Genomic DNA, 23,419 nt, shown 5'->3' with positions numbered 1-23,419 from the left:
TATCACCTTTGAAGCAAGTCAGGAATCGTATAAACTATTTCCCTCGACTTAGAATAATAGTACTTCGCTCGTGTATATTTGGCAGCATAATCCTCATCTTTCAACTTGGTAGCAAATGCTGTCTCCTTATCCTTTTCATCACTCAAGGTTTGATACTGAGTTTGCAAGTCTGCTAATTGCTGACGTCTTTGGAGTAATTGCTGATAGCTCTGCGCTAAATTAAAAGTTGGCAAGATAAATAATAGCATAATCAAAATCAATACCCACCCCATAAAACGATTCCGTTTTTGTCGTTCTTTCATCAGGTAGCGACGACGTTGGTGTTCATTTTGAATAAAAGAATTATTCAATTGTACAATATTTTTAGACATTTTCTTCTACCCGTGTTTCACTGATAATTTCATACATGCCTGCTGCATCTTCTTTTTTTGTACTATCTTTCATCTCCAGTACTTTTACAAGTAGCAACTTATTGCCAAAGCGAATTTCAACTTGGTCATTAACTTTCAAATCCGTTGAACTTTTGGCCAAGATTCCATTAACCTTAATTCTGCCTTTATCTGCTACTTCCTTTGCGACTGTACGACGCTTGATAATTCGTGATACTTTTAAATATTTGTCTAATCTCATCCTTATTACCTCAACTTATTATTGTACCATTTTTATCTACTTTATAGAAGAAAAATATCAAATGGAATTTTCTTTCTTAGACTCTTTTATCTCTAATAAACTTTCTCCAAAAATCAGCAGACCTTCTAAAATTTCATAATCTTTCTTATTTCGGACATCAAATACAAGCTCCATTGATCCCTTATTCTCAGCGATGCCTGCTTTTAAGTTCGTTGCGGATAAAGATTTAAAATAATCTTGAGCTAAAAACAGTCGTTGAGTGACTTTTTCAAATTGAATTGTAATTTTATTATCTTTTCTTTCCACACGTTGAACAAAGACCTTGTCCAAATATGACTTGACTAAACCAATCTCTAAAAGATAAGCAACTACATCTGGGTATTCTCCAAAACGGTCTATCAACTCCTCTTGTAACTCTTCATAATTGACACAGCTGTCAATTTGACGAATTTTCTTGTAAATTTCAATCTTATGTCGTTGGTCAGAAATATAAGTATCAGGAAGATAGGCATCAATTTGCAAAATCAACTCAGCATTCCCTTTGGTTCTTGTGTTAGCGTTAGCATTACCGTTTCGTTTAGCAATAGCTTCCTCTAGTAACTGTGAATACAATTCAAAACCAACAGAATCAATGAAACCAGACTGGGATTTTCCTAGGAGATTCCCTGCTCCACGAATCGAAAGATCTCGCATAGCAATCTTAAATCCAGAGCCCAATTCTGTAAATCCTTTGATTGCCTCTAATCTCTTTTCAGAGACTTCACTGATTGATTTTTCTGGACGATACATGAGATAGGCATAAGCAATACGATTACTACGACCGACTCTTCCTCTTAACTGATACAAGGTTGACAAACCCATATGGTCCGCATTTTCAATAAACAAAGTATTGGCATTTGGAATGTCCACCCCTGTCTCAATAATGGTAGTCGTCACCAAGATATCGTATTGTCCCTCAATAAAGTCTAGTAGAGTATTTTCCAACTGGATTTCACTCATTCTACCATGAACATAACCAATCGAAGCCTCTGGAATCAACTCCTGTAATTCTGAAACCTTCTGGTCAATCGTGTCAACTTTGTTGTAAAGGTAGTAAACTTGACCTCCACGCTCCATTTCACGCAAAACAGCATCACGAATGACACTATCATTCTTTTCCAAAACATATGTCTGAACAGGATAACGATTAGTCGGCGGAGTTTCAATAACAGACAAATCTCTGATTCCCAACATAGACATATGGAGGGTACGAGGGATTGGAGTAGCGGTCAAAGTTAGGACATCCACTTGTTTCTTCAACTCTTTCAAGGTTTCCTTGTGCTTGACACCAAATCGTTGTTCTTCATCAATAATCATCAAGCCCAAATCAGCAAACACAACATCTTTTGACAAAACACGATGGGTTCCAATCAAAATATCAACTTGACCGTTTTTTAATTTTTCAAGTGTTTCAGTCTGCTCTTTTTTACTTCTAAAGCGACTCAATACATCAATATTAACTGCAAAATTTTGGAATCGTTCCTTAAAATTTGTATAGTGCTGTTGCGCTAAAACCGTCGTCGGAACTAAGACGACAGCCTGTTTGTGATCATTGACTGCCTTAAAGGCTGCACGCATAGCAACTTCAGTCTTTCCAAAACCAACATCCCCAACTAAAAGTCTATCCATTGGCTGAGAAGCCTGCATATCTCTCTTGATTTCCTCAATACTACGAAGTTGATCATCCGTTTCAACATAAGGGAAAGCATCATCAAAGGCATCTTGATCTTCATTATCAGCTGAAAAAGCAAAACCCTTCAACTGGTTACGTTCAGAGTAGAGTTTAATTAAATCGTCAGCTATATCCTCTACCTGGTTCTTAACCTTTTGCTTGGCCTTTTTAAAATGACCGTCATTTAATTTATTGAGCTTTGGAGCTTTCCCATCACTTGAAACATATTTAGACAGTAGATGAATCTGTTCTACTGGGATAGAGATTTGATCCCCGTTTTGGTATTGAACACTAACATAATCACGGTGAATCCCCTTGATTTCAATTGTTTCAATTCCTAGATATTGACCAATCCCATGAATATGGTGAACAACGTAATCTCCTTTTTCAAGTTCATTGTAATCTTTTAATCTCTCTGCGTTTGAAACATGCTGTCTTCGAAAACGACGTTTCAATTTCTTTTGAAAAATCTCATGTTCAGTTATCAATAAAATCTTTTCATCTACAAAATGAAAACCATGTCTTAGGTTACTCTCAATTAAGTTTACAGATTGTTGATAGATTCTTGACTTATCTCTGGAATCCAATTTAATCTGATATTCCTCTAACATATCCTCCAATGTTTTACTTCCCATTGAATTGCTAGATTGCAGGATAATAGTGTAATCCATTTTTTTGTATCGTTCAATTTCTTCTTTTAAAAAAGAAAATTGATTGAAAAACTCCTGCATAGGATATTGATTAAATTGATAAATTTGGTCAAACTTGAGATTTCCTAGTCCCTTTTGAAGATTAGAGAAAAAAGTCACCGGACTTTGTTTTTTATAGATTTGTTCAATATCAGCAAAATACTGCATATCAGAAAATGCTTTACTATTCTGTAATTCTTCTGTAAAGTACTGCGCTAATTCTCTTTCAAAGACTTCATACTGATTCATCAATTTTTGATAATCATCAAAGAATATTGGTATGTTTTTTTCAATATAATCAAATACAGTCCATGTCTTATCATAGCATAAAGATAAAAATTTCCGTGAATCAGAATGCATTTGTTTTTGGTGAAAACTTGAAAGAATTTCTTCTAAGTATGATTTTAAAATAGGTGATAACGTTTTTGAAATCTGTTTTTCTAAAGCTGACTGACCTCGTTGATAATCATTTTCTCTCAAAAGTATGTCGCTAGCTGGAAAGATTGTGAGTTCTGTCTTATTTTCTTTCGATAATTGTGTTTCTACTTCAAATGACCTGATACCATCAATTTCATCACCAAAAAACTCAATTCGGCAAGGTTCTAACTGGGATATTTCAAAAATATCTAAAATATCTCCTCGCAGACTAAATTCGCCTTGAGTTTGTACTTGTGTAACTTTTCGATAGCCAATTTCCTTTAACTGATGGATAAGCGCGTGTTGATCATATTCTTCACCAAGTGAGATTTTTACAATACTATCTTTGAATACATTGGGAGACGGTAAAATCAATCGACTTGCTGCGATATTACAAACTAAAATCCCTCTCTTAGATGAATCAGTCAAAAAACGCAAGGCTTCAACCCGTGAAATGATTTTTTCTTGTGAAGACATCAAAAACTCCACCATAGGAGTATCATCTACCAAAAATGGATAGACAAGTTCCTCACCCAAGATAGATAGAAGATCACTAACAAGTCCTTCTGCTTCTCCATAAGTTGACGTCAACAATACAATCTTATCTTCTTTTTCTAAACTGCTTGCAATTGCAAGAGACTTAGTAGACGTTGATAAACCAAGTATCAGTTGTCTTTTCTTATCTGTTAAATTTTGATGCCATTTTTTGATCTGATTATTTTCTGAGAATAAATCTAATAAGGTCACCATTTATCCGTTATACCTCTGCATCGTTTTTTCAAAGTTTTTCTCTTGTAAATAGTAGTTTACAGAGTCGTCAACTTTGTCAATAGACTGTAAAATACCGATATAATCATCCTTGTCAAAGGTACTCAAAACATGGTTAACAACTGACATGCCATTTTTAGGTCTTCCGATTCCAATCTTAACACGATTAAAGGTTTGGGTTCCAATATGTTGAATAATAGACTTGATACCATTATGACCACCTGCTGAACCTTTTGCTCTTAAACGAATCTTTCCAACTTCCATGTCAAGATCATCGTAAATGATGAGTAAATCTTCAATATCCAAACCATAATAAGTCAATAAAGCATGAACCGCTTTTCCACTTTCATTCATAAATGTCGTTGGTTTGACAAGATAAATTTTTTCTCCATTTAGGAAAAAGGATGCTAGGTCAGCTTGAAATATCTTATCATGTGTAAAAGTGACATTTTGTTTTTTCGCTAGTTGGTCAATCAACATAAATCCAACATTGTGTTTTGTTTCAAAATATTTATCTCCTGGATTTCCCAAGCCTACAAGTAATTTGGTCATTTATTTTTCCTTTCAAAAGCCAAAAGGGTTGGAATTTTTTTCCAACCTAATTGACACCATTTATTAATTTTTTAGACATTAAAGCGGAATTCCATGATATCGCCATCTTGAACGATATATTCTTTTCCTTCTTCACGCAAGCGTCCAGCTTCTTTTACGGCCTTTTCAGATCCGTATTTCACTAAATCCTCATATGACATGGTTACTGCACGAATAAATCCTTTTTCAAAGTCTGAGTGGATAATCCCAGCTGCTTGAGGAGCCTTCATACTACGTTTGAAAGTCCAAGCGCGAACTTCTTTTTCACCAGCTGTGAAGTAAGTTCCCAATCCAAGCAAGTGGTAAGCTGCACGCGTCAACTTATCTACACCTGATTCTGTCAAACCAATGGCTTCAAGAAACTCTTTTTTATCTTCATCGTCCAATTCAGAAATTTCTTCCTCAGCACGCGCAGAAATGACGACTACTTCAGCATTTTCTGTCGCTGCAAATTCACGAATTTGTTTGAGATAGTCGATAGAGTCAGGTTCTGAAACCACATCCTCGTCAACATTAGCAACATAGAGCACTGGTTTAGTCGTCAAAAGGAAAAGACCTTTTACAACCTTTTGTTCCTCATCTGTAAATTCAATAGTTCGAGCTGATTTCCCATCTTCAAGGACTGGTTTAATCTTTTGAAGAACATTAAACTCAGCTACTGATTCTTTATCTTTTTGCGTACGTGCCATCTTTTCTACACGCGCATATCGTTTGTTCACCGATTCTAAGTCAGCAAGAATCAATTCTAGGTTAATGGTGTCAATATCGGCAAGTGGATCTACAAAGGCGTCTTCACGTCCTTGCTCGCGCATCACATTTTCATCATCAAAAGCACGAACTACGTGAACAATCGCATCTACTTCACGAATATTGGCCAAGAATTTATTCCCTAGCCCTTCTCCTTTTGAAGCTCCTTTTACAATCCCTGCAATATCTGTAAATTCAAATGTTGTTGGCACTGTCTTTTTAGGAGTAATCATTTCAGTTAGTTTTTGTAGGCGTTCATCTGGAACTTCAACCATTCCAACGTTTGGATCAATCGTCGCAAATGGGTAGTTTGCTGCCTCTGCTCCTGCTTTTGTAATTGCATTAAATAGTGTTGATTTACCAACGTTTGGCAAACCAACGATACCTGCTGTCAAAGCCATATTTCTCATTCTCCGTTTTCATTTCAATCCCTAATATTATAACACAAAAAGGGAAAACTTGCTAACCCTCTAACTAAGGGGGTTCAGTAAATAATTTTATTCATTTTTCGATCAAAATCATAGCGCCCCATCATGACAACATGGTCACAATTACTGCATTTGATTTTGATATCTGCTCCTACACGTGTAATTTCCCAACGATTGGCCTTTTTACCTGTTGACTTGATGGTGCAAGCATGTGGTTTTTTCATTTCAACAAAATTTCCAACTTGATACATACTATTCTCCTTTTCTTTTTCGATTATATCATAAAAGAGGCGAGCTAAGCTCAACCTCTTTCACTTAATTTGTACGAACTGGTGTAATGAGCTGCATGAAGTCTTCGTCAGTATCTGCTGGCACAAGAGTAAATGGACGAACAGCTGAGATAAAGCTAATGGTAACCTTTTCGCTATTTAAAGCTTTAAGAGAATCAATTAAGTAAGTTGGGTTGAAACTAATGGTCAAATCTTCACCAGTAACCTGATCAGTATCGATTTCTTCGTTTACTTTACCAACTTCTGGAGAGTGAACATGGGCGCTAACAATACCACCTTTAATTTCAAGTTTCACAGTACCATTTTGAGTCGCACTTGATAAAAGACGAGCACGCTCCATTGACTGGCGTAAGTTTACCACATCAAAAGTAATAGTAGTGTTAAAGTCTGTTGGAATCAAGCGATCTGTATCAGGATAGTTTCCTTCTAGGAGACGAGTATAGAAGCTAATATTTTCGCTTCTAAAGAGGATTTGGTTATTGGCAAAGAAAATCTCTACAGTTTCGATATCATCTGTAAATACCACTGAAAATTCGCGTAGAGAACGGCTAGGAATCACGACATCAAAATCATCACTATTTTTCTCAAGCATTAATTTTTTCTGGCTTAGACGATGAGAGTCTGTTGCCACTGTTTTTAGCTCCTTATGCTGACTCAATACAAAATGAACACCTGTTAAAATTGGACGACTTTCTTGTGTACTTGCAGCAAAAGCTGTTTCATTGATAATTTTCTTGAGCAATTTTGTTTCAAGAACCAAAGGAGTGCTTGCTGAAATTTCTTGGATTCGTGGATACTGTTCACTATCTTTTCCTTTTAAGGTAATTTCTGATTTGCCGCTGGTTAAAACAATTTGATTTTGTTCAATTTCTTTAAAATCAAGAGTTACATCAGGTAGGCTAGATACCACATTGATAAAGAAAGAAGCTTCAAGAAGGATCGAACCTAAAGAAGTAATTAATAGACCAGCATCTTCATTTTTTTGAGAAATAAAATTTTCAATTGAAATTTGACCATTTGAACCAATTAAAGTAACACCTTCATTGGTCACGTCAATTTTGACAGTTGATAAAATAGGAATGGCATTTTTAGAACTAATAGCTCTTTTAGTTGTATTTAAGGCTTGTAGAAATAAATTTTTATTAATTGAAAAATGAATCATGGATTCTCCTTTATTTATTTTTAGTATTAGAAGGATAATAGTAATAATAGAGTCTGTGAAATCTGTGGAAAACAGACTTTAAACAAGTCATATCAAGTTTTTTGGCTTGTTTAAAAAATGTGGATAAAAAAGATAATAAAGTAAAAGTTATCCACAACTTATTTGATTTTCTTTTTGATTGATTCAATTTCTAAGCGTAAATTATCGTCTTCATCAATCAAAGATTTAATTTTAGCATGGGCATGAATAACTGTTGTATGATCTTTTCCACCAAATTCCTTCCCAATTTTTGGAAGACTATTATCTGTTAGTTCTCTAGATAAATACATGGCTACTTGACGGGCTAACACAATGTTTTGAAGGCGTCTGCTTCCCTTCATTTCTTTGACACTAACTCCATAGAAGTTACCAACTTCATTTTGGATTTTGTCAATTGGGATGACGAGCATTTGGCTAACATCTTGTTTTCGAGCTCTAATAGCTTCTGCAGCAATATCAATAGTGATATCCTTGATATTTTTTACTCTGGCAATTAAAGTGATGTCGTTTATGGCTCCCTCAAGATCTCGAACATTTGAATCAAATTGCCCAGCTAGGTATTCTAGAGTATCACTTTGGAAATTGTAGCCTAAATGTTCCGTTTTACTTTGTAAAATGGCAATGCGTGTTTCAAAGTCAGGGGGTGTGATAGTTTGTGTCAATCCCCAACTAAAGCGCGTGACAAGCCTCTCCTCGAGCCCTTCTAAATGTTTTGGACTACGATCACTGGTTAGGACAATCTGTTTTTGCTTGTCATGAAGGGCGTTAAAGGTATTGAAAAATTCTTCCTGAGTTGCGACTTTTTTTCCGCTGAGTGACTGGATATCATCGATTAACAAAAGATCAAGACTACGATAGGTTTTTTTAAATTTTTCCATTTCCCCAAGTCTTAGGTGATCAAGAAAGTCATTAATAAAGCTTTCAGCAGGTATGTATTTGACACGTGCATTTGGAATATTTTTTAGAATTTCATTTCCAATAGCGTTTAATAAGTGAGTCTTACCAAGGCCTGGTCCTCCATAGATAAAAAGAGGGTTATAGGTCAGAGCCAAATCTTCAGAGACAGCTAAAGCGGCTGATACAGCCCAAACATTTCCATCCCCTTGAATAAAGTTATCAAAGGTATACTTTTCTTTTAATCCCGTATCTGAATAAGGAATAGATACTAACTTTGGACTATAGTCATAAAGAGTTAAATTTGTAGCTTCTTCAACTTGTGAGCTAGTCGTATCTTGAGGTTTGGTGAAAATATAGTGGGGAGTTATTTCAGCGTCATAAATTTCAAAACCAGCTACTACAATAATATCTTTTAGTTGTTTTTCCCAGACCATTTCCATTTCAGAGCGAGGTAGAAATATAGTGGCAACATTTTCCTCTACCTTGATGAGTTCAGCTTGAATAGCATAGAAATCATACATGGATCGAGTCAGTCTTTCTTGTGCAAATTCTAATATACGATTCCAAAATTGTTTTTCTTTCAATCTTTTCTCCTCCTTTACTATTTAAAAGTTTAATACTAGAGATATTTTACCATAGATAGCAAGAATTTTCCACAAGCTGTGAAAAATAATCCACAATGTTACCAAACTTTATCCACAGGTTGGGGATAAAAGAAGAAATTATTGATTTATTAAGCTTTTTATCGAAAAACATAGTGGATAACCTTGTGAGATAAAAAAATAAAAGAACAGCCTTATTTCAGGCTGTTGATAATTCTACTATATTCTTCTTGATTTGAAAAAGAAATAATGATTTTTCCACTGTCTTTTTTAGATAGTTTAATTTCTACATCTAATCCGAGTAGTTTTCTTAACTGTTTTTCTTCATTTTGTATGAAATGATCCGTTTTTTGCTGTTTCTTTTGTTTTTTCTCTGTCAGAAGAGCTTCTAACTTCCTTACAGAAATATCTTCTTCTATAATCCGTTGAAAGAAATAGTCTTGTTGTTCCTTATTTAACCCAACTAGGGAACGCGCATGGGCTTGTGATAGTTTGCCATTTTCTACTTCTGAGAGAATCTGTTCTGGCAAGGAAAGTAAACGAATGGAGTTGCTGATATATGGACGAGACTTGCCCATTTTATCTGCAATTTCAGCATGGGTGAATCCTTTCTCTACGAGAGATTCATAGGCGCGTGCTTCTTCTATTGGGTTTAAATTTTCTCTCTGTAAATTTTCAATAATGGACTGAACCATCATCTCTTGGTCTGAAATCTGTTTAACAACAGCTGGGATAGACCGTAGACCAGCTAAAAGTGAAGCCCGATAGCGTCTCTCTCCTGCAAGGATTTCATAACCAATAACAGGAGATTGACGAACAATAATCGGTTGAATGACCCCATTTTCTTTGATAGACTGTGCTAGTTCATCTAGTTTTTCTCTATCAAATTCTTTTCGGGGTTGATAGGGATTTTTTTGTATATCTGTGATAGAAATCATTTCAAATTTTTCCATGATTCTACACTAACACATCTTTTCTCTTATGTAAAGCTTTCTTTACATAGATGTCAATTAAGATTCTAAATCACCTGAACTCTTGTCAAGTTTAATAGATGTAGTTTCTTCTTTACCGTTGCGATAGTAAGTGATCTTAATGGTGTCTCCGATAGAATGATTGTAAAGAGCACTTTGTAAGTCTGTTGATGAAGCAATCTCTTTGTCATCTACTTTTGTAATTACATCGTATTTTTCAAGGTGACCATTGGCAGGCATATTACTTTGTATCGAACGAACAACTACACCAGATGTAACATTACTTGGAATATTGAGTCTTCTGATGTCGCTTGTACTCACATTAGATAAATTAACCATCTGGATTCCCAAAGCTGGACGCGTCACTTTTCCGTTTTTTTCTAACTGTTCAATAATATTGATAGCATCATTTGCAGGGATTGCAAAACCAAGACCTTCTACAGATGTTCCTCCATTTGTGGCAATTTTACTTGAGGTAATTCCGATAACCTGTCCTTGGATATTGATCAGTGGGCCACCAGAGTTACCTGGATTAATAGCAGTATCAGTTTGGATGGCTTTTGTAGAAATGGCTTGTCCATCTTCAGATTTTAAAGATACATTTCGATTAAGACTAGATACGATACCTTGAGTGACAGTATTTGCATATTCAGAACCTAACGGACTACCAATGGCAATAGCAGTTTCTCCTACGGTTAACTTGCTAGAATCACCAAACTCAGCTACTGTTGTCACTTTTTCTGAAGAGATTTTGACGACAGCAATATCAGAGAAAGTATCCGCTCCGACAATTTCTCCAGGTACTTTAGTCCCATCTGATAATCGAATATCTACTTTGCTAGCGCCATTTATAACGTGATTGTTGGTGACGATGTAAGCTTCTTTATCATTCTTTTTATAAATAACGCCAGATCCCTCACTAGAGATTTGCTGAGAATCTGTATCAGTCTCATCATTGCCAAATACGCTATTTTGTCTATTTGCTGAATAAGTAATAACGGATACAACGGCATCTTTTACTTTATTAACAGCCTGTGTTGTTGAATTTTCGTTCTTATAGGCAGTTTGTGTAATAGTACTATTGTTGTTAGAGTTGTTTACACTACTTTTTTGAGTTAGTTGAGTTATTGAAAAACTACCCAAGGCTCCACTAAAAAAGCTAATGACGATAACGACTAATAATTGAAACCATTTTTTGTAAAATGTTTTTAGATGTTTCATATTTGCCTCCATATGTTTGAATTACTGAAAGTATAAACTGACTAGCTTAATTATAACTTAAACACAAAAGTTTTACACAAACTGTGGATAACTCTTTTGAAGCTGTGATTTTCTTAATTGAAATCTATTTTTTATTTTGTGAATAAGATGTGAAAAAATAGAGAATATGTTAGAATAGAGTCATGAAAATTAAAGTTGTAACAGTTGGGAAACTGAAAGAAAAGTATTTAAAAGATGGTATCGCAGAGTATTCAAAACGAATTTCTAGATTTGCTAAGTTTGAAATGATTGAGTTATCAGATGAAAAAACACCAGATAAGGCCAGTGAATCAGAAAATCAAAAGATTTTAGAAATAGAAGGTCAGAGAATTTTATCAAAAGTTGCTGACCGTGATTTTGTTATTGCATTAGCTATTGAAGGGAAAATGTTCTCTTCAGAAGAATTTAGTAAGCAGTTAGAAGAAGCTTCTATAAAAGGATTTTCTACTCTTACCTTTATTATTGGGGGAAGTTTAGGATTGTCATCAGCTGTAAAAAATAGAGCCAATCTTTCTGTCAGTTTTGGTCGCCTAACCTTGCCCCATCAGTTAATGAGACTAGTTCTTGTTGAACAAATCTATCGCGCTTTTACGATTCAGCAGGGATCACCCTATCATAAATAAATTGACTTTTAATTGAATTTTTGGTAGAATAATTGTGTTAGGTCTCATAGCTCAGCTGGATAGAGCATTCGCCTTCTAAGCGAACGGTCGCAGGTTCGAATCCTGCTGGGATCAATATAATAGCAAAGCTGGGAATTTTCCCGGCTTTTTTCTTAAAAAAGTACACTTTGGGAGAAAAAAATGACAGTTGAGAGAATTTTATCTAAAACGAAATTCCATTTTGTATAATGGTTTTTGTAAGTTAGCTTACAAGAAAAAACATTTTAGGAGATTTTATTATGAAAAACACAGTTAAATTGGAACAGTTTGTAGCCTTGAAGGAAAAAGACTTGCAAAAGATTAAAGGTGGGGAAATGAGACTTCCAAAAATCCTCCGTGATTTTATTTTCCCAAGAAAAAAGTAATAAAATAAGGGGAAAGAGTAATGAATTTATTTGGATTTGGGACAGTTATTGGTCATTTTTTAATTATTAGTCACAGTTACCGTTTAATTTGTAAAGGTCAAATAAAATCAAAGGAACTATATTTTTTTGGTCTCTATACATTACTAGTAGAAGCAGTACTTGAACTTTCCTTTTATCTTCTATATTTAGATGAAATAGTGATTGAAAGATTTTTATTTCCTTTGGGCCTATATTCCTATTTTCGATGGATTAAACAGTATGAGAGGGATAGAGGACTATTCCTAAGTTTACTACTATCTCTTTTATATGAGAGCACTCATAACTTTCTGTCCGTAACTTTCTCTTCTATAACAGGAGACAATTTTGTTTCACAATATCATGCCCCATTCTTTTTCGTTGTAACGGTGTTGACCTATTTTGTTGTCTTAAAAATCATTCATTATTTCCATTTGGAACTAGCCTATTTTGACAAAGACTACCTCTATCCTTTCTTGAAAAAAGTATTTTTTGCCTTACTACTGCTCCATATTGTATCTTTCGTTTCAGATATGGTAAGTACGGTTAAACATTTGAATAGTTTTGGAAGTATTTTGTCATCTATTGTTTTTATCTCGTTACTTTTGACCTTCTTTGCAATGAATTCGCATAAAGAACAAATGGAAAAAGAGATTGCTTTGAAGCAGAAGAAATTTGAACAGAAACATTTACAAAACTATACAGACGAAATTGTCGGACTGTATAATGAAATCCGTGGTTTTCGACATGACTATGCTGGAATGCTTGTCAGCATGCAGATGGCAATTGACAGTGGTGATTTACAAGAAATTGACAGAGTTTACAATGAAGTTTTGGTCAAAGCTAATCACAAACTGCGTTCAGATAAGTACACTTACTTTGATTTGAACAACATAGAAGATTCAGCTTTACGAAGTTTGGTTGCTCAGTCCATTGTCTATGCTCGAAATAATGGTGTAGAGTTTACACTGGAAGTAAAAGATACGATTACCAAGCTCCCAATTGAACTATTGGATTTGGTTCGTATTATGAGTGTTTTATTGAACAATGCTGTCGAAGGATCGGCTGATAGTTATAAAAAGCAGATGGAAGTAGCAGTTATTAAGATGGAAACTGAAACAGTGATTGTGATTCAGAATTCATGTAAAATGACGATGACTCCTTCAGGAAATCTATTTGCCTTAGGATTCTCCACTAAGGGAAGAAATCGCGGAGTCGGATTAAATAATGTGAAGGAACTACTAGATAAGTACAACAATATTATTTTAGAAACAGAGATGGAAGGCAGTACATTTAGACAAATCATTAGATGTAAGAGGGAATTTGAATGAAAGTTTTAATTTTAGAAGATGTTATTGAACATCAAGTGAGACTAGAGAGAATATTGGATGAAATTTCGAAAGAATCGAATATTCCAATATCATACAAGACAACGGGAAAAGTCCGTGAATTTGAAGAATACATTGAAAACGATGAAGTAAATCAGCTTTATTTCCTAGATATTGATATTCATGGAATTGAGAAAAAGGGATTTGAAGTGGCTCAGCTCATTCGTCATTACAATCCTTACGCTATTATCGTCTTTATCACCAGTCGATCAGAGTTTGCGACTCTAACCTATAAATACCAGGTATCAGCCCTAGATTTTGTTGATAAGGATATCAACGATGAGATGTTTAAGAAGAGAATTGAGCAAAATATCTTTTACACGAAGAGTATGTTACTTGAAAATGAAGATGTGGTGGATTATTTTGACTACAATTACAAGGGAAATGATTTAAAAATCCCTTACCATGATATTTTGTATATTGAAACGACAGGAGTCTCTCATAAATTACGTATTATTGGTAAGAATTTTGCCAAAGAGTTTTACGGTACTATGACAGATATTCAGGAAAAGGACAAACATACTCAGCGATTTTATTCTCCTCATAAGTCATTTTTGGTAAATATAGGCAATATTAGAGAGATTGATCGAAAAAATCTAGAAATTGTTTTCTATGAAGATCATCGTTGTCCTATTTCAAGATTAAAAATTAGAAAATTAAAAGATATTTTAGAGAAAAAATCTCAGAAGTGATTGACAATTAGCAAGAAATTGATATAATGGTTATATCTGCTACAGATAGAAGGTCCGTTGGTCAAGGGGTTAAGACACCGCCTTTTCACGGCGGTAACACGGGTTCGAATCCCGTACGGACTATTTTATCCGCCATAGCTCAGTTGGTAGTAGCGCATGACTGTTAATCATGATGTCGTAGGTTCGAGTCCTACTGGCGGAGTATAGATAAAAGGGAACACAGCTGTGTTCCTCTTTTTGTATCAATTTGTATCACCAAGCATTTTCATAAGGAAGTTTGTTATTTCTTGAGAACTTTCTTTTTTTCCATGTGCAATCCAAGTTTGGCAGACACCAAAAAGTGCATGAGTTAGATAGATGCTACTATATTCTAATTCAGTGGTATTTAGATTCAGTTGCATAAATCGCTTTTGTAAATCTGTACTGAGCATGATATGAAGTTTATTTCGTAAGAAATTTTGGATTTCTTTAGTCCCATTTTCAGAAAGAAGGGCAGCCAGAAGTGGTTCTGACTCTAGATATTCAAAAACTTCTAAAATAGCGTCTCTTTTGTGATGAGCATGTTTTTGAAAAATATATTCAAATGTATGAAATAGCTTGCTTTGATAGTGCTCAATCATATCATACTTATCCTTATAGTGCGTATAGAAGCTGGAACGGCTAATTCTGGATTTTTCTGCTAACTTGACAGTAGAAATTTGATCAAATGGCTGTTCCATTAGTAATTGTACCATAGCATTTTCAATAGTTCGCTTTGTTTTTAAGCGTTTGTTACTTTCTTGCATATTTCCTCCTTGTAAACAAATTAGACTATATGTCTAAAAATGGATTTTTTATATTGTAATTTAGATTTTTTATTGTATAATCTATTATATCAAAATTTTAGACAATATGTTTAAAAAAGGAGAAACTATGTTTAAAGAATGGAAAGCAATTTTTAAAAAACCAACCTTTATTATTGTCATGATAGGGATTTCTCTTATTCCAGCTCTGTACAATATCATATTTTTGTCATCAATGTGGGATCCATATGGGCAATTGTCTGACTTACCTGTGGCAGTTGTCAATAATGATAAAGAGGCTTCCTATAATGGTAATAGCATGTCTATAGGAAAAGACATGGTGTCCAATTTAAAAGAAAATAAAACCTTGGATTTTCATTTTGTAGATGAAGAAGGTAAGAAGGGTTTAGAAAATGGCGATTACTATATGGTAGTGACTTTACCAAGTGATTTATCTGAAAAAGCAGCTTCTATTTTAATGGATTATCCAGAGCAAATGCAAATCGATTATCAGACTTCAAGTGGTCATAGTTTTATTGCCAGCAAGATGAGCGATTCTGCTATGACACAATTAAAGCAGAGTGTTTCTACCAATGTAACCGAGACCTATACTAAAGCTTTATTCAACAAAATGGTCTATTTAAAGGATGGTATGAGCCAAGCAGATTCTGGAAGTGAAAAACTAACTGATGTAGCGAATCAGTTAGTGGCAGGAAGTCAAATATTAACTACTAACCTACACTCTTTAGCAGCTTCAAGTTTAACATTTTCAAATGGAACGGAGCAGTTTACTAAAGGATTATCCTCTTATGTCTCTGGTGTTGAACAACTTCATCTTGGCTTAGGGAATTTTAATAGTGGTTTAGTTACATATACTGGTGCAGTGAGTCAATTAGATAGCGGATTAGGTCAATTATCTTCTAAAAGTCCTGAATTAGTAGGAGGAATCAATCAGTTATATTCTGGTGTAGAATCCTATACTGGCGGTGTTTCTCAGCTTAATGCTGGTCTTAATCAATTTTCATCTGGTGTTAGTGCCTACACCAATGGAGTGGGAAGTCTTGCAACAGGTGCTAATCAGTTATCTAATCAATCAGCTACACTTCGAATAGGGGTGGAGCAATTAAGTGAAGGGATTCAACAACTTTCTAGCAAGTTAGATGCTTCGTCTGGGAAAAAAGATCAAATTAATCAATTATCTTCTGGTCTGAATCAGTTAAATCAAGCCATTCAAAATATTGATGTTGGAGATACAAAACAATTAGATTCTGTTTTATCAAGTATAGTATCTCTTTCTAATCAAATGTTAGCAAGTGCTCAGTCTGCTAAAGCGACTACATTAGCCAATATTCAATCGACAGCAGCTTATCAATCTTTGACAAGTGAGCAACAAGCTGAAATAAGTGCTTCTGTATCTCAAAATTCGACTGATAGTATTCAATCAGCACAGTCAATTGTAGCTGTAGTTAAAGGTTTACAGGGAAGTTTAGAAAACTTACAAAATCAATCTTCTAATCTTGCGACTTTAAAAAATCAAGCTAATCAAGTATTACCTATTGCTTCTACTTCTTTGACAAGATTGTCAAGTGGATTAACAGAGATACAAGGAGCTGTTACTAGCAAATTAGTTCCTGATAGTCAGTCGATTGCATCAGGTGTAAACGCATATACTACAGGTGTTGATAAAGTTTCTCAGGGAGCAAGTAAACTAAGTGAAAAAAATGCCACCTTGACAGGTAGTTTGGATCAACTAGTTTCAGGCTCAAACACCTTGACACAAAAATCTTCTAGCTTGACAGCAGGAGTTAGTCAATTAGTTGAAAAAACTCCAGAATTAGTATCTGGTATTGAAAAATTATCAACTGGCTCTAACCAATTGAATCAAAAGAGTCAAGAATTGATAGCAGGAGTTGATAAATTGCAGTCAGGATCTAGCCGACTAGCTGACAAATCCAGTCAGTTACTTTCAGGTGCTTCTCAATTAGAAAGTGGAGCTAATAAATTGGCAGATGGAGCTGGGAAATTAGCAGAAGGTGGAACAAAGTTAACTTCTGGATTGGAAGGTTTACAGACAGGAGTTGCTTCTTTAGGACAAGGACTAAGTAATGCTAGTGATCAACTCAAATCAGCATCTACGGAATCTCAAAATGCAGATATTTTGTCAAATCCACTCAATCTTTCCAAAACAGACAATGACCAAGTTCCTGTAAATGGAATTGCAATGGCTCCTTATATGATATCAGTTGCTCTCTTTGTTGCAGCAATATCAACGAATATGATCTTTGCGAAGCTGCCTTCAGGACGTCATCCAGAGAGCCGTTGGGCTTGGTTGAAATCTCGGGCTGAAATAAATGGTATTATAGCTGTTTTGGCAGGAATTTTGGTATATGGAGGAGTTCATCTTATTGGTCTAACGGCTAATCATGAGATGAGAACATTTATTCTCATTATCCTAACAAGTTTAGTATTCATGTCCATGGTGACCGCATTAACAACATGGAATAGCCGTATAGGAGCTTTCTTCTCACTTATTTTGCTTTTATTACAGTTAGCATCAAGTGCCGGTACTTATCCACTTGCCTTGACAAATGATTTCTTTAGAACTATTAGTCCTTGGTTACCAATGAGTTATTCAGTTTCGGGATTACGACAAACAATCTCTATGACAGGAAATATTCATCAGCAAGTCATTTTCCTAGATGCCATACTAGCTCTATTTACTGGTTTAGGTATGCTAGCCTATCAACCTAAGAAAATGGAAGAAGATTAAAAAAATCGACCGATTAATTGGTCGATTTTTTATGCCTTAGATGACTTTCGTCTGTGATTATAGGTTCCAAATAGTAAGAGAGAAGTAAAGGAACAAATTGCTCCAGTAATAAAACCATTGGGAATGAAGGAGAGTGTAATAGTTCCTTTCCCCTTGGGAACCTCAACTTTCATAAATCCAGTTTGAGCTTGTTTAATTTCTATTTTCTTACCATCTTGGTAGGCAGACCAACCTTTGTCATAAGGAATGGTGAAGAAAATGGACGTATCTTGTTTAACATCATATGTAGCAAAGACCTTGTTTTTAGAAGTTGATACTGTGACAGGTTGTTCTTTAATTTTTTGAATTGCCTCGGTGAATGTTTTGGTATCTAAACGGTAGAAGGTAGGAGATTCAAATGATACTTGTGAATTTCCAGGGAAACTAACATTGATATTGAAAGTTTTTTTCTCTTTTGTATAGCCTAGATTAAAGAAGGAGAAGATATTATCAGTTGTAAAAGTTTTCTTTTCTCCATTTACAAGGATGTCAACCTTTTTTTGTTTATCATTAGAAAAGTGAAGGTTTGTGAAAGAAAGATAAACTTGGCTGTTTTCTGGCACTTCAATTTGATACTGGATTGCTGCATCCTCATTTGAAGAACTTGTGACAATAATCAAATCATTAGTATTTTCTGTTTTGTCATAAGGGATTGTAGAAAAATAATCAAAATCGACGTTAGCAAGTTGATTTAAAAACGAGGCTTGATTATCTAAAGTATGTTCATTGAACTTGACATCATTGTAAACAGATTGACTAGCAAAGGCAATCGGAAGAGAGAATTGATTTTCATATAGGGTAAGATTATCTTTTTGATAGATATCTTTAAAACCATACTTATCACTAGGACTGTCTGAGATATTGTACTGGATACCAAATAAACTATCAGCCAAAATACTATTATTTGCATAGCGTAGATTGAGATTAGTCCCAGAGGATTTAAACCCAAGTTTATCCAAAGTAGAGCTTGCTGAACGATTTCGAACAGATGAAAATTGAGATATTCCATTGTAGTTGAATTTCATACTGTCATTTCCTGTTTGAGTCTCTAGTTTTTCAGTACGAGTAAATTGATTTCCAATATATGTTGAGAAAGATTTCATAGCTGGGATATCTCGATTATATGCACTTCGAGAAGCAAATCCCCATTCTTTAGCAATTCCGTCTATTTGAGATGAAGCATTTAAACTTATTTCAACCATTATAAATAAAGAGATTAGAATGGCAAATAGATTTACAGAGATAAACTTTTTGATAACTGCAAGGAGTAAAAGAGAATAGACAACTAAAAATTCAAGAGTCAGTAGAATATTCAAATCTGTTAAAAAAGAATAATGTGATTTTAGATAGATGGTAGCTAAAAATCCTGTTACTATAAGAAAAAGCGAAACTAAAAAATTCCAGATTTTAATTTCTTTCAGACGATTTAAGACTTCCGCTGCTGTGTAAATTAACAAGGTAGAGAAAATCCAAGAATAGCGATGTAAAAACATATTTGGAGTATGCATACCTTGCCAAAATAAGTCAAGAGCTTCTATGTAAAAGCTTGCAATTAGAAATGCAAAGAATATTACATATATGAGTTTCACGTGAAACTTAATAGATTTCAGCGTAAAAAATAAAATGGTCAAAATAAAGGGAAGTAGTCCAACAAAAATCATTGGGATGGCCCCATACTTTGTTGTGTCAAAGGAACCAATGAATTGCTTAGCAAAGAGATCAAGATACCAGCTACTTTCAGTTTGAAACTTTGTAACTTCAGTCAATTTTTCCCCATGTGTCTGTAAATCAAACAGAGTGGGAAGAGTCATAATCAAACTAGCCATACCAGCTAAAAAGGAGATAACTATGAAATCAAGAACAGATGATTTTCGAGTCTTAAAGTCCCACGAAATTTGACAGAGATACCAGAAAATAAGAAACAATACTGTCATATATCCAAAATAATAATTTTGAATAAATAAGATTGACAGACTTGTAAAGTACAATAGGAGTTTCTTTTCAGTTATCAGTAGATGTAAACCAGTTATAATTAAAGGAATCAAGATAAAAACATCTAGCCAGGTTTTTATCTCTAATTGACTGACAGTGAAACTCATCAGAGTATAGGAAGTAGATAAGGCTAGTTTTAAAGTCTGAGGGATAGATTGAAACAATTTATTCAAACTAAAAAAGGTTGACAGACCAATCAATCCAAATTTTAAGAGAGTGGTCAGATAGACAGCATCTGGCATATTCGTTAGATCAAAAAAGTAAACCAGAGGTGAAAGAAAACTACCCAAGTAATAACTAGATAGAGCATAGAAGTTTAGCCCTAGACCACTTGTAAAGGTGTAAAACAGACTACTATTTCCATGTAGGATATTTCTTAGAGCTATATCAAAAATAACGTATTGATGAAAGCCATCTCCTAATAGAGGAGATTTGTCGCTATTCCAGTAGATACCTTGAGATAGATATACTCCTATCATAATTACTACAGGAATGATGAAAGAAACAAAATAGATCCAATATGTTTTAAAAAATAATTTCATGTTACCTCATAAAATGTTAGAAAACTCAGCTGGTTAACCCAACTGAGTTTTGAATTTTTTTAGTCTTTCCAAAGTTCTTTAACTTTTGCTTGTACTTCTGCATTTTCTAGGAATTCATCATAGGTTTCATCGATACGGTCAATGACGCCATTTTTAGACAAGACAATGATATGGTTAGCTAGAGTTTGAATAAACTCGTGGTCATGGCTGGCAAAGATGATTGATTCTTTAAAGTTTTTCAATCCATCATTCAAGCTTGAGATAGATTCCAAGTCCAAGTGATTTGTTGGATCATCAAGTACAAGGACATTTGATTTTAAAAGCATGAGTTTTGAAAGCATGACACGAACTTTTTCTCCCCCTGACAAGACATTTACAGGTTTGTTAACCTCATCTCCAGAGAAGAGCATACGGCCGAGGAAGCCACGTAGGAAAGTATTGTCATCTTCTTCTTTACTTGCGAATTGACGCAACCAGTCAAGGATTGACTCTCCTCCTGCAAAATCTGCCGAGTTATCTTTTGGCAAGTAAGAACGGCTAGTAGTTACTCCCCACTTGACAGTTCCTTCATAGTCAATGTCCCCCATGATTGCACGAATTAATGCAGTCGTTTGGATGTCATTTTGACCAATAAGCGCTGTCTTATCACCTGGACGCAAGATAAAACTGATATTATCTAAAATAGTCTCACCATCAATCTTTACAGTTAGATTTTCTACTGTCAGGAGATCATTACCTATTTCACGCTCCGCTTTAAAGTTAATAAATGGATATTTACGACTAGATGGTACAATCTCTTCTAGTTCAATCTTATCAAGCATTTTCTTACGTGATGTTGCTTGTCTTGATTTAGAAGCATTAGCAGAGAAACGAGCAACGAATTCTTGCAATTGTTTAATTTTTTCTTCTGCTTTAGCATTACGGTCTGCTAGCAATTTAGCAGCGAGTTCAGAAGATTCCTTCCAGAAGTCGTAGTTTCCGACATAGAGTTTGATTTTTCCAAAGTCAAGGTCGGCCATGTGAGTACATACTTTGTTTAAGAAGTGACGGTCGTGGGATACTACGATAACTGTGTTATCAAAGTCAATCAAGAAGTCTTCTAACCATGTAATTGATTGGATGTCTAAACCGTTGGTAGGCTCGTCCAAGAGAAGAACATCTGGTTTACCAAAAAGTGCTTTGGCAAGGAGAACCTTTACTTTCTCACCGTTGGCCAATTCGCTCATGTTTTGGTAGTGTAATTCTTCTGGAATGTTTAGGTTTTGAAGGAGTTGAGAGGCTTCGCTTTCTGCTTCCCAGCCTCCAAGCTCAGCAAACTCTCCTTCGAGTTCGGCAGCACGAACCCCGTCCTCGTCTGAGAAATCTTCCTTCATGTAGATAGCATCTTTCTCTTTCATGATGCTATAAAGTTTTTCATTTCCCATGATAACAACATCAATGGCACGTTCATCTTCATAGTCAAAGTGATTTTGACGGAGAACAGAGAGACGCTCATCTGGACCAAGAGAGATGTGACCAGTAGTAGGTTCGATATCTCCAGCTAAAATTTTTAAAAAGGTTGATTTTCCGGCACCATTAGCACCGATTAATCCGTAAGTATTTCCTTCTGTAAATTTGATATTGACATCATCAAAAAGTTTGCGATCACTAAAACGTAGTGAAACATCAGATACTGTAAGCAATGTTTTTCTCCTATATGTGTAATATATTTATTCTACTAGAAAATACGGAAATATTCAAATTTTTATCTGTCAATTTTGTGTAAATTACATTTACAGCATACTTTACAAAAATCCGTAAATAGCAAGGTTGATTTATTTTTATAAATTGCAGTTATTTCATTAAAAAAATGCTATAATTGAAGGGACCATATCGAAGGAGAATAAAATGACTAAACCCATTATTTTAACAGGAGACCGTCCAACAGGAAAATTGCATATTGGGCATTATGTTGGAAGTCTCAAAAATCGAGTATTATTACAGGAAGAGGATAAGTATGATATGTTTGTGTTCTTGGCTGACCAACAAGCATTGACAGATCATGCCAAAGATCCTCAAACCATTGTAGAGTCTATCGGAAATGTGGCTTTGGATTACCTTGCAGTTGGATTGGATCCAAGTAAGTCAACTATTTTTATTCAAAGTCAGATTCCAGAGTTGGCTGAGTTGTCTATGTATTATATGAATCTGGTTTCATTAGCACGTCTGGAGCGTAATCCAACTGTCAAGACAGAAATTGCTCAGAAAGGATTTGGAGAAAGCATTCCGACAGGATTCTTGGTCTATCCAATAGCTCAAGCAGCTGACATCACAGCTTTCAAAGCTGATTATGTTCCTGTTGGGACAGATCAGAAACCAATGATTGAGCAAACTCGTGAAATTGTTCGTTCTTTTAACAATGCATATAACTGTGATGTCTTGGTAGAACCGGAAGGTATTTATCCAGAAAATGAGAGAGCAGGGCGTTTACCTGGTTTAGATGGAAATGCTAAAATGTCTAAATCACTCAATAATGGTATTTATTTAGCTGATGATGCGGATACTTTGCGTAAAAAAGTAATGAGTATGTATACAGATCCAGATCATATCCGCGTTGAGGATCCAGGTAAAATTGAAGGAAATATGGTTTTCCATTATCTAGATGTTTTTGGTCGTCCAGAAGATGCTCAAGAAATTGCTGACATGAAAGAACATTATCAACGAGGTGGTCTTGGTGATGTGAAGACCAAGCGTTATCTACTTGAAATATTAGAACGTGAACTTGGTCCTATTCGTGAGCGCCGTATCGAATTTGCTAAGGATATGGGAGAAGTTTATAATATGCTTCAAAAAGGTAGTGAAAGAGCGCGTGAAGTTGCAGGTCAAACCCTATCTGAAGTTAAAGGAGCAATGGGACTTCATTACTTTAACTAAGTTTATTTTATAAGAAACTATCATTTCTATCTCAAAGAAAAGATAGTTTTTTATTTA

Annotated in this window: 19 protein-coding genes and 3 tRNA genes; 9 read left to right on the top strand and 13 right to left on the bottom strand. The window is 34.9% G+C overall.

Annotation, left to right across the window (positions count from 1 at the left end; genetic code table 11):
- Window positions 1-2: 2 nt before the first annotated feature.
- From HT736_RS01445 to HT736_RS01400, 10 genes are all read right to left on the bottom strand, one after another.
- Window positions 3-371 carry a septum formation initiator family protein gene (locus HT736_RS01445; protein WP_000041903.1) on the bottom strand — a complete coding sequence of 123 codons (369 nt, stop codon included), beginning with the start codon at window positions 369-371 and terminating at the stop codon, window positions 3-5.
- Window positions 364-630 (bottom strand): RNA-binding S4 domain-containing protein, encoded by a 267-nt coding sequence (locus HT736_RS01440; RefSeq protein ID WP_001234978.1) that lies wholly within the window; start codon window positions 628-630, stop codon window positions 364-366. Before HT736_RS01440 ends, HT736_RS01445 begins: the two co-directional genes overlap by 8 nt.
- 57 nt (window positions 631-687) lie before the next feature.
- A complete protein-coding gene (gene mfd / locus HT736_RS01435) occupies window positions 688-4,197 on the bottom strand; it encodes a transcription-repair coupling factor (protein ID WP_119919409.1) in 3,510 nt (1,169 codons plus the stop codon).
- Window positions 4,198-4,767: an aminoacyl-tRNA hydrolase gene (gene pth, locus HT736_RS01430; RefSeq protein ID WP_000163938.1), complete on the bottom strand. Its 570-nt coding sequence runs from the start codon at window positions 4,765-4,767 to the stop codon at window positions 4,198-4,200.
- A 71-nt stretch (window positions 4,768-4,838) separates the two neighbouring features.
- The gene (gene ychF / locus HT736_RS01425; protein ID WP_138706639.1) at window positions 4,839-5,954 is read right to left on the bottom strand and encodes a redox-regulated ATPase YchF; all 1,116 of its coding nucleotides are present in this window, start codon (window positions 5,952-5,954) and stop codon (window positions 4,839-4,841) included.
- 83 nt (window positions 5,955-6,037) lie between these two features.
- The gene (locus HT736_RS01420; RefSeq protein WP_119919410.1) at window positions 6,038-6,232 is read right to left on the bottom strand and encodes a DUF951 family protein; all 195 of its coding nucleotides are present in this window, start codon (window positions 6,230-6,232) and stop codon (window positions 6,038-6,040) included.
- 64 nt (window positions 6,233-6,296) lie between these two features.
- Complete coding sequence (dnaN, locus tag HT736_RS01415; protein WP_023940601.1) at window positions 6,297-7,433, bottom strand: DNA polymerase III subunit beta; 1,137 nt, start codon at window positions 7,431-7,433, stop codon at window positions 6,297-6,299.
- A gap of 158 nt (window positions 7,434-7,591) precedes the next feature.
- A complete protein-coding gene (gene dnaA / locus HT736_RS01410) occupies window positions 7,592-8,953 on the bottom strand; it encodes a chromosomal replication initiator protein DnaA (protein ID WP_023936251.1) in 1,362 nt (453 codons plus the stop codon).
- Between the two features lie 212 nt (window positions 8,954-9,165).
- Window positions 9,166-9,924: a ParB/RepB/Spo0J family partition protein gene (locus tag HT736_RS01405; protein WP_138707334.1), complete on the bottom strand. Its 759-nt coding sequence runs from the start codon at window positions 9,922-9,924 to the stop codon at window positions 9,166-9,168.
- A gap of 57 nt (window positions 9,925-9,981) precedes the next feature.
- Complete coding sequence (locus tag HT736_RS01400; protein ID WP_000681604.1) at window positions 9,982-11,163, bottom strand: S1C family serine protease; 1,182 nt, start codon at window positions 11,161-11,163, stop codon at window positions 9,982-9,984.
- 182 nt (window positions 11,164-11,345) lie between these two features.
- Between HT736_RS01400 and rlmH the strand changes: the two genes are divergently transcribed.
- The 7 genes from rlmH (at window position 11,346) to HT736_RS01365 (ending at window position 14,526) form a co-directional block, all read left to right on the top strand.
- Window positions 11,346-11,825 carry a 23S rRNA (pseudouridine(1915)-N(3))-methyltransferase RlmH gene (gene rlmH, locus HT736_RS01395; RefSeq protein ID WP_000695932.1) on the top strand — a complete coding sequence of 160 codons (480 nt, stop codon included), beginning with the start codon at window positions 11,346-11,348 and terminating at the stop codon, window positions 11,823-11,825.
- 40 nt (window positions 11,826-11,865) lie between these two features.
- Window positions 11,866-11,939 (top strand) — tRNA-Arg (locus HT736_RS01390).
- A gap of 164 nt (window positions 11,940-12,103) precedes the next feature.
- Window positions 12,104-12,229: a competence-stimulating peptide ComC gene (gene comC / locus HT736_RS01385; RefSeq protein ID WP_000799687.1), complete on the top strand. Its 126-nt coding sequence runs from the start codon at window positions 12,104-12,106 to the stop codon at window positions 12,227-12,229.
- A gap of 20 nt (window positions 12,230-12,249) precedes the next feature.
- Window positions 12,250-13,575: a competence system sensor histidine kinase ComD gene (gene comD / locus HT736_RS01380; RefSeq protein WP_001048117.1), complete on the top strand. Its 1,326-nt coding sequence runs from the start codon at window positions 12,250-12,252 to the stop codon at window positions 13,573-13,575.
- Entirely contained in the window at window positions 13,572-14,324 is a 753-nt protein-coding gene (gene comE / locus HT736_RS01375; protein ID WP_000866065.1) for a competence system response regulator transcription factor ComE, read from the top strand. The genes comD and comE overlap by 4 nt, the downstream gene beginning before the upstream one ends.
- Before the next feature lie 51 nt (window positions 14,325-14,375).
- Window positions 14,376-14,447 (top strand) — tRNA-Glu (locus tag HT736_RS01370).
- Window positions 14,448-14,452: 5 nt separating this feature from the next.
- Window positions 14,453-14,526: transfer RNA gene (locus tag HT736_RS01365), tRNA-Asn, on the top strand.
- 40 nt (window positions 14,527-14,566) lie between these two features.
- On the opposite strand, the gene HT736_RS01360 is transcribed toward HT736_RS01365, so the two are convergent.
- Entirely contained in the window at window positions 14,567-15,109 is a 543-nt protein-coding gene (locus HT736_RS01360) for a TetR-like C-terminal domain-containing protein (RefSeq protein WP_001158278.1), read from the bottom strand.
- Between the two features lie 127 nt (window positions 15,110-15,236).
- Here HT736_RS01360 and HT736_RS01355 point away from each other — a divergent pair, with 127 nt between their 5' ends.
- Window positions 15,237-17,876: a YhgE/Pip domain-containing protein gene (locus HT736_RS01355; RefSeq protein ID WP_172930670.1), complete on the top strand. Its 2,640-nt coding sequence runs from the start codon at window positions 15,237-15,239 to the stop codon at window positions 17,874-17,876.
- Between the two features lie 29 nt (window positions 17,877-17,905).
- Here HT736_RS01355 and HT736_RS01350 read toward each other — a convergent pair whose 3' ends face one another.
- Together HT736_RS01350 and HT736_RS01345 are read right to left on the bottom strand one after the other, a co-directional pair.
- Entirely contained in the window at window positions 17,906-20,449 is a 2,544-nt protein-coding gene (locus tag HT736_RS01350; protein WP_050207767.1) for a YfhO family protein, read from the bottom strand.
- A gap of 59 nt (window positions 20,450-20,508) precedes the next feature.
- Window positions 20,509-22,131 carry an ATP-binding cassette domain-containing protein gene (locus tag HT736_RS01345; RefSeq protein WP_000958774.1) on the bottom strand — a complete coding sequence of 541 codons (1,623 nt, stop codon included), beginning with the start codon at window positions 22,129-22,131 and terminating at the stop codon, window positions 20,509-20,511.
- Between the two features lie 205 nt (window positions 22,132-22,336).
- Between HT736_RS01345 and trpS the strand changes: the two genes are divergently transcribed.
- The gene (gene trpS / locus HT736_RS01340) at window positions 22,337-23,362 is read left to right on the top strand and encodes a tryptophan--tRNA ligase (RefSeq protein WP_000165450.1); all 1,026 of its coding nucleotides are present in this window, start codon (window positions 22,337-22,339) and stop codon (window positions 23,360-23,362) included.
- The last annotated feature ends 57 nt before the right edge of the window (window positions 23,363-23,419 follow it).

Source organism: Streptococcus sp. 339 (assembly GCF_013277285.1).
In the GTDB taxonomy this organism is placed as follows: domain Bacteria; phylum Bacillota; class Bacilli; order Lactobacillales; family Streptococcaceae; genus Streptococcus; species Streptococcus pseudopneumoniae.
This window is presented reverse-complemented; position numbering and strand designations above follow the sequence as displayed.

Bases quoted from the DNA above. Each gene is read 5' to 3' on its own strand.
- HT736_RS01445 (WP_000041903.1), bottom strand. From the start codon at position 371: ATGTCTAAAAATATTGTACAATTGAATAATTCTTTTATTCAAAATGAA.
- HT736_RS01440 (WP_001234978.1), bottom strand. From the start codon at position 630: ATGAGATTAGACAAATATTTAAAAGTATCACGAATTATCAAGCGTCGT.
- mfd (WP_119919409.1), bottom strand. From the start codon at position 4,197: ATGGTGACCTTATTAGATTTATTCTCAGAAAATAATCAGATCAAAAAA.
- pth (WP_000163938.1), bottom strand. From the start codon at position 4,767: ATGACCAAATTACTTGTAGGCTTGGGAAATCCAGGAGATAAATATTTT.
- ychF (WP_138706639.1), bottom strand. From the start codon at position 5,954: ATGGCTTTGACAGCAGGTATCGTTGGTTTGCCAAACGTTGGTAAATCA.
- HT736_RS01420 (WP_119919410.1), bottom strand. From the start codon at position 6,232: ATGTATCAAGTTGGAAATTTTGTTGAAATGAAAAAACCACATGCTTGC.
- dnaN (WP_023940601.1), bottom strand. From the start codon at position 7,433: ATGATTCATTTTTCAATTAATAAAAATTTATTTCTACAAGCCTTAAAT.
- HT736_RS01405 (WP_138707334.1), bottom strand. From the start codon at position 9,924: ATGGAAAAATTTGAAATGATTTCTATCACAGATATACAAAAAAATCCC.
- HT736_RS01400 (WP_000681604.1), bottom strand. From the start codon at position 11,163: ATGAAACATCTAAAAACATTTTACAAAAAATGGTTTCAATTATTAGTC.
- rlmH (WP_000695932.1), top strand. From the start codon at position 11,346: ATGAAAATTAAAGTTGTAACAGTTGGGAAACTGAAAGAAAAGTATTTA.
- comC (WP_000799687.1), top strand. From the start codon at position 12,104: ATGAAAAACACAGTTAAATTGGAACAGTTTGTAGCCTTGAAGGAAAAA.
- comD (WP_001048117.1), top strand. From the start codon at position 12,250: ATGAATTTATTTGGATTTGGGACAGTTATTGGTCATTTTTTAATTATT.
- comE (WP_000866065.1), top strand. From the start codon at position 13,572: ATGAAAGTTTTAATTTTAGAAGATGTTATTGAACATCAAGTGAGACTA.
- HT736_RS01360 (WP_001158278.1), bottom strand. From the start codon at position 15,109: ATGCAAGAAAGTAACAAACGCTTAAAAACAAAGCGAACTATTGAAAAT.
- HT736_RS01355 (WP_172930670.1), top strand. From the start codon at position 15,237: ATGTTTAAAGAATGGAAAGCAATTTTTAAAAAACCAACCTTTATTATT.
- HT736_RS01350 (WP_050207767.1), bottom strand. From the start codon at position 20,449: ATGAAATTATTTTTTAAAACATATTGGATCTATTTTGTTTCTTTCATC.
- trpS (WP_000165450.1), top strand. From the start codon at position 22,337: ATGACTAAACCCATTATTTTAACAGGAGACCGTCCAACAGGAAAATTG.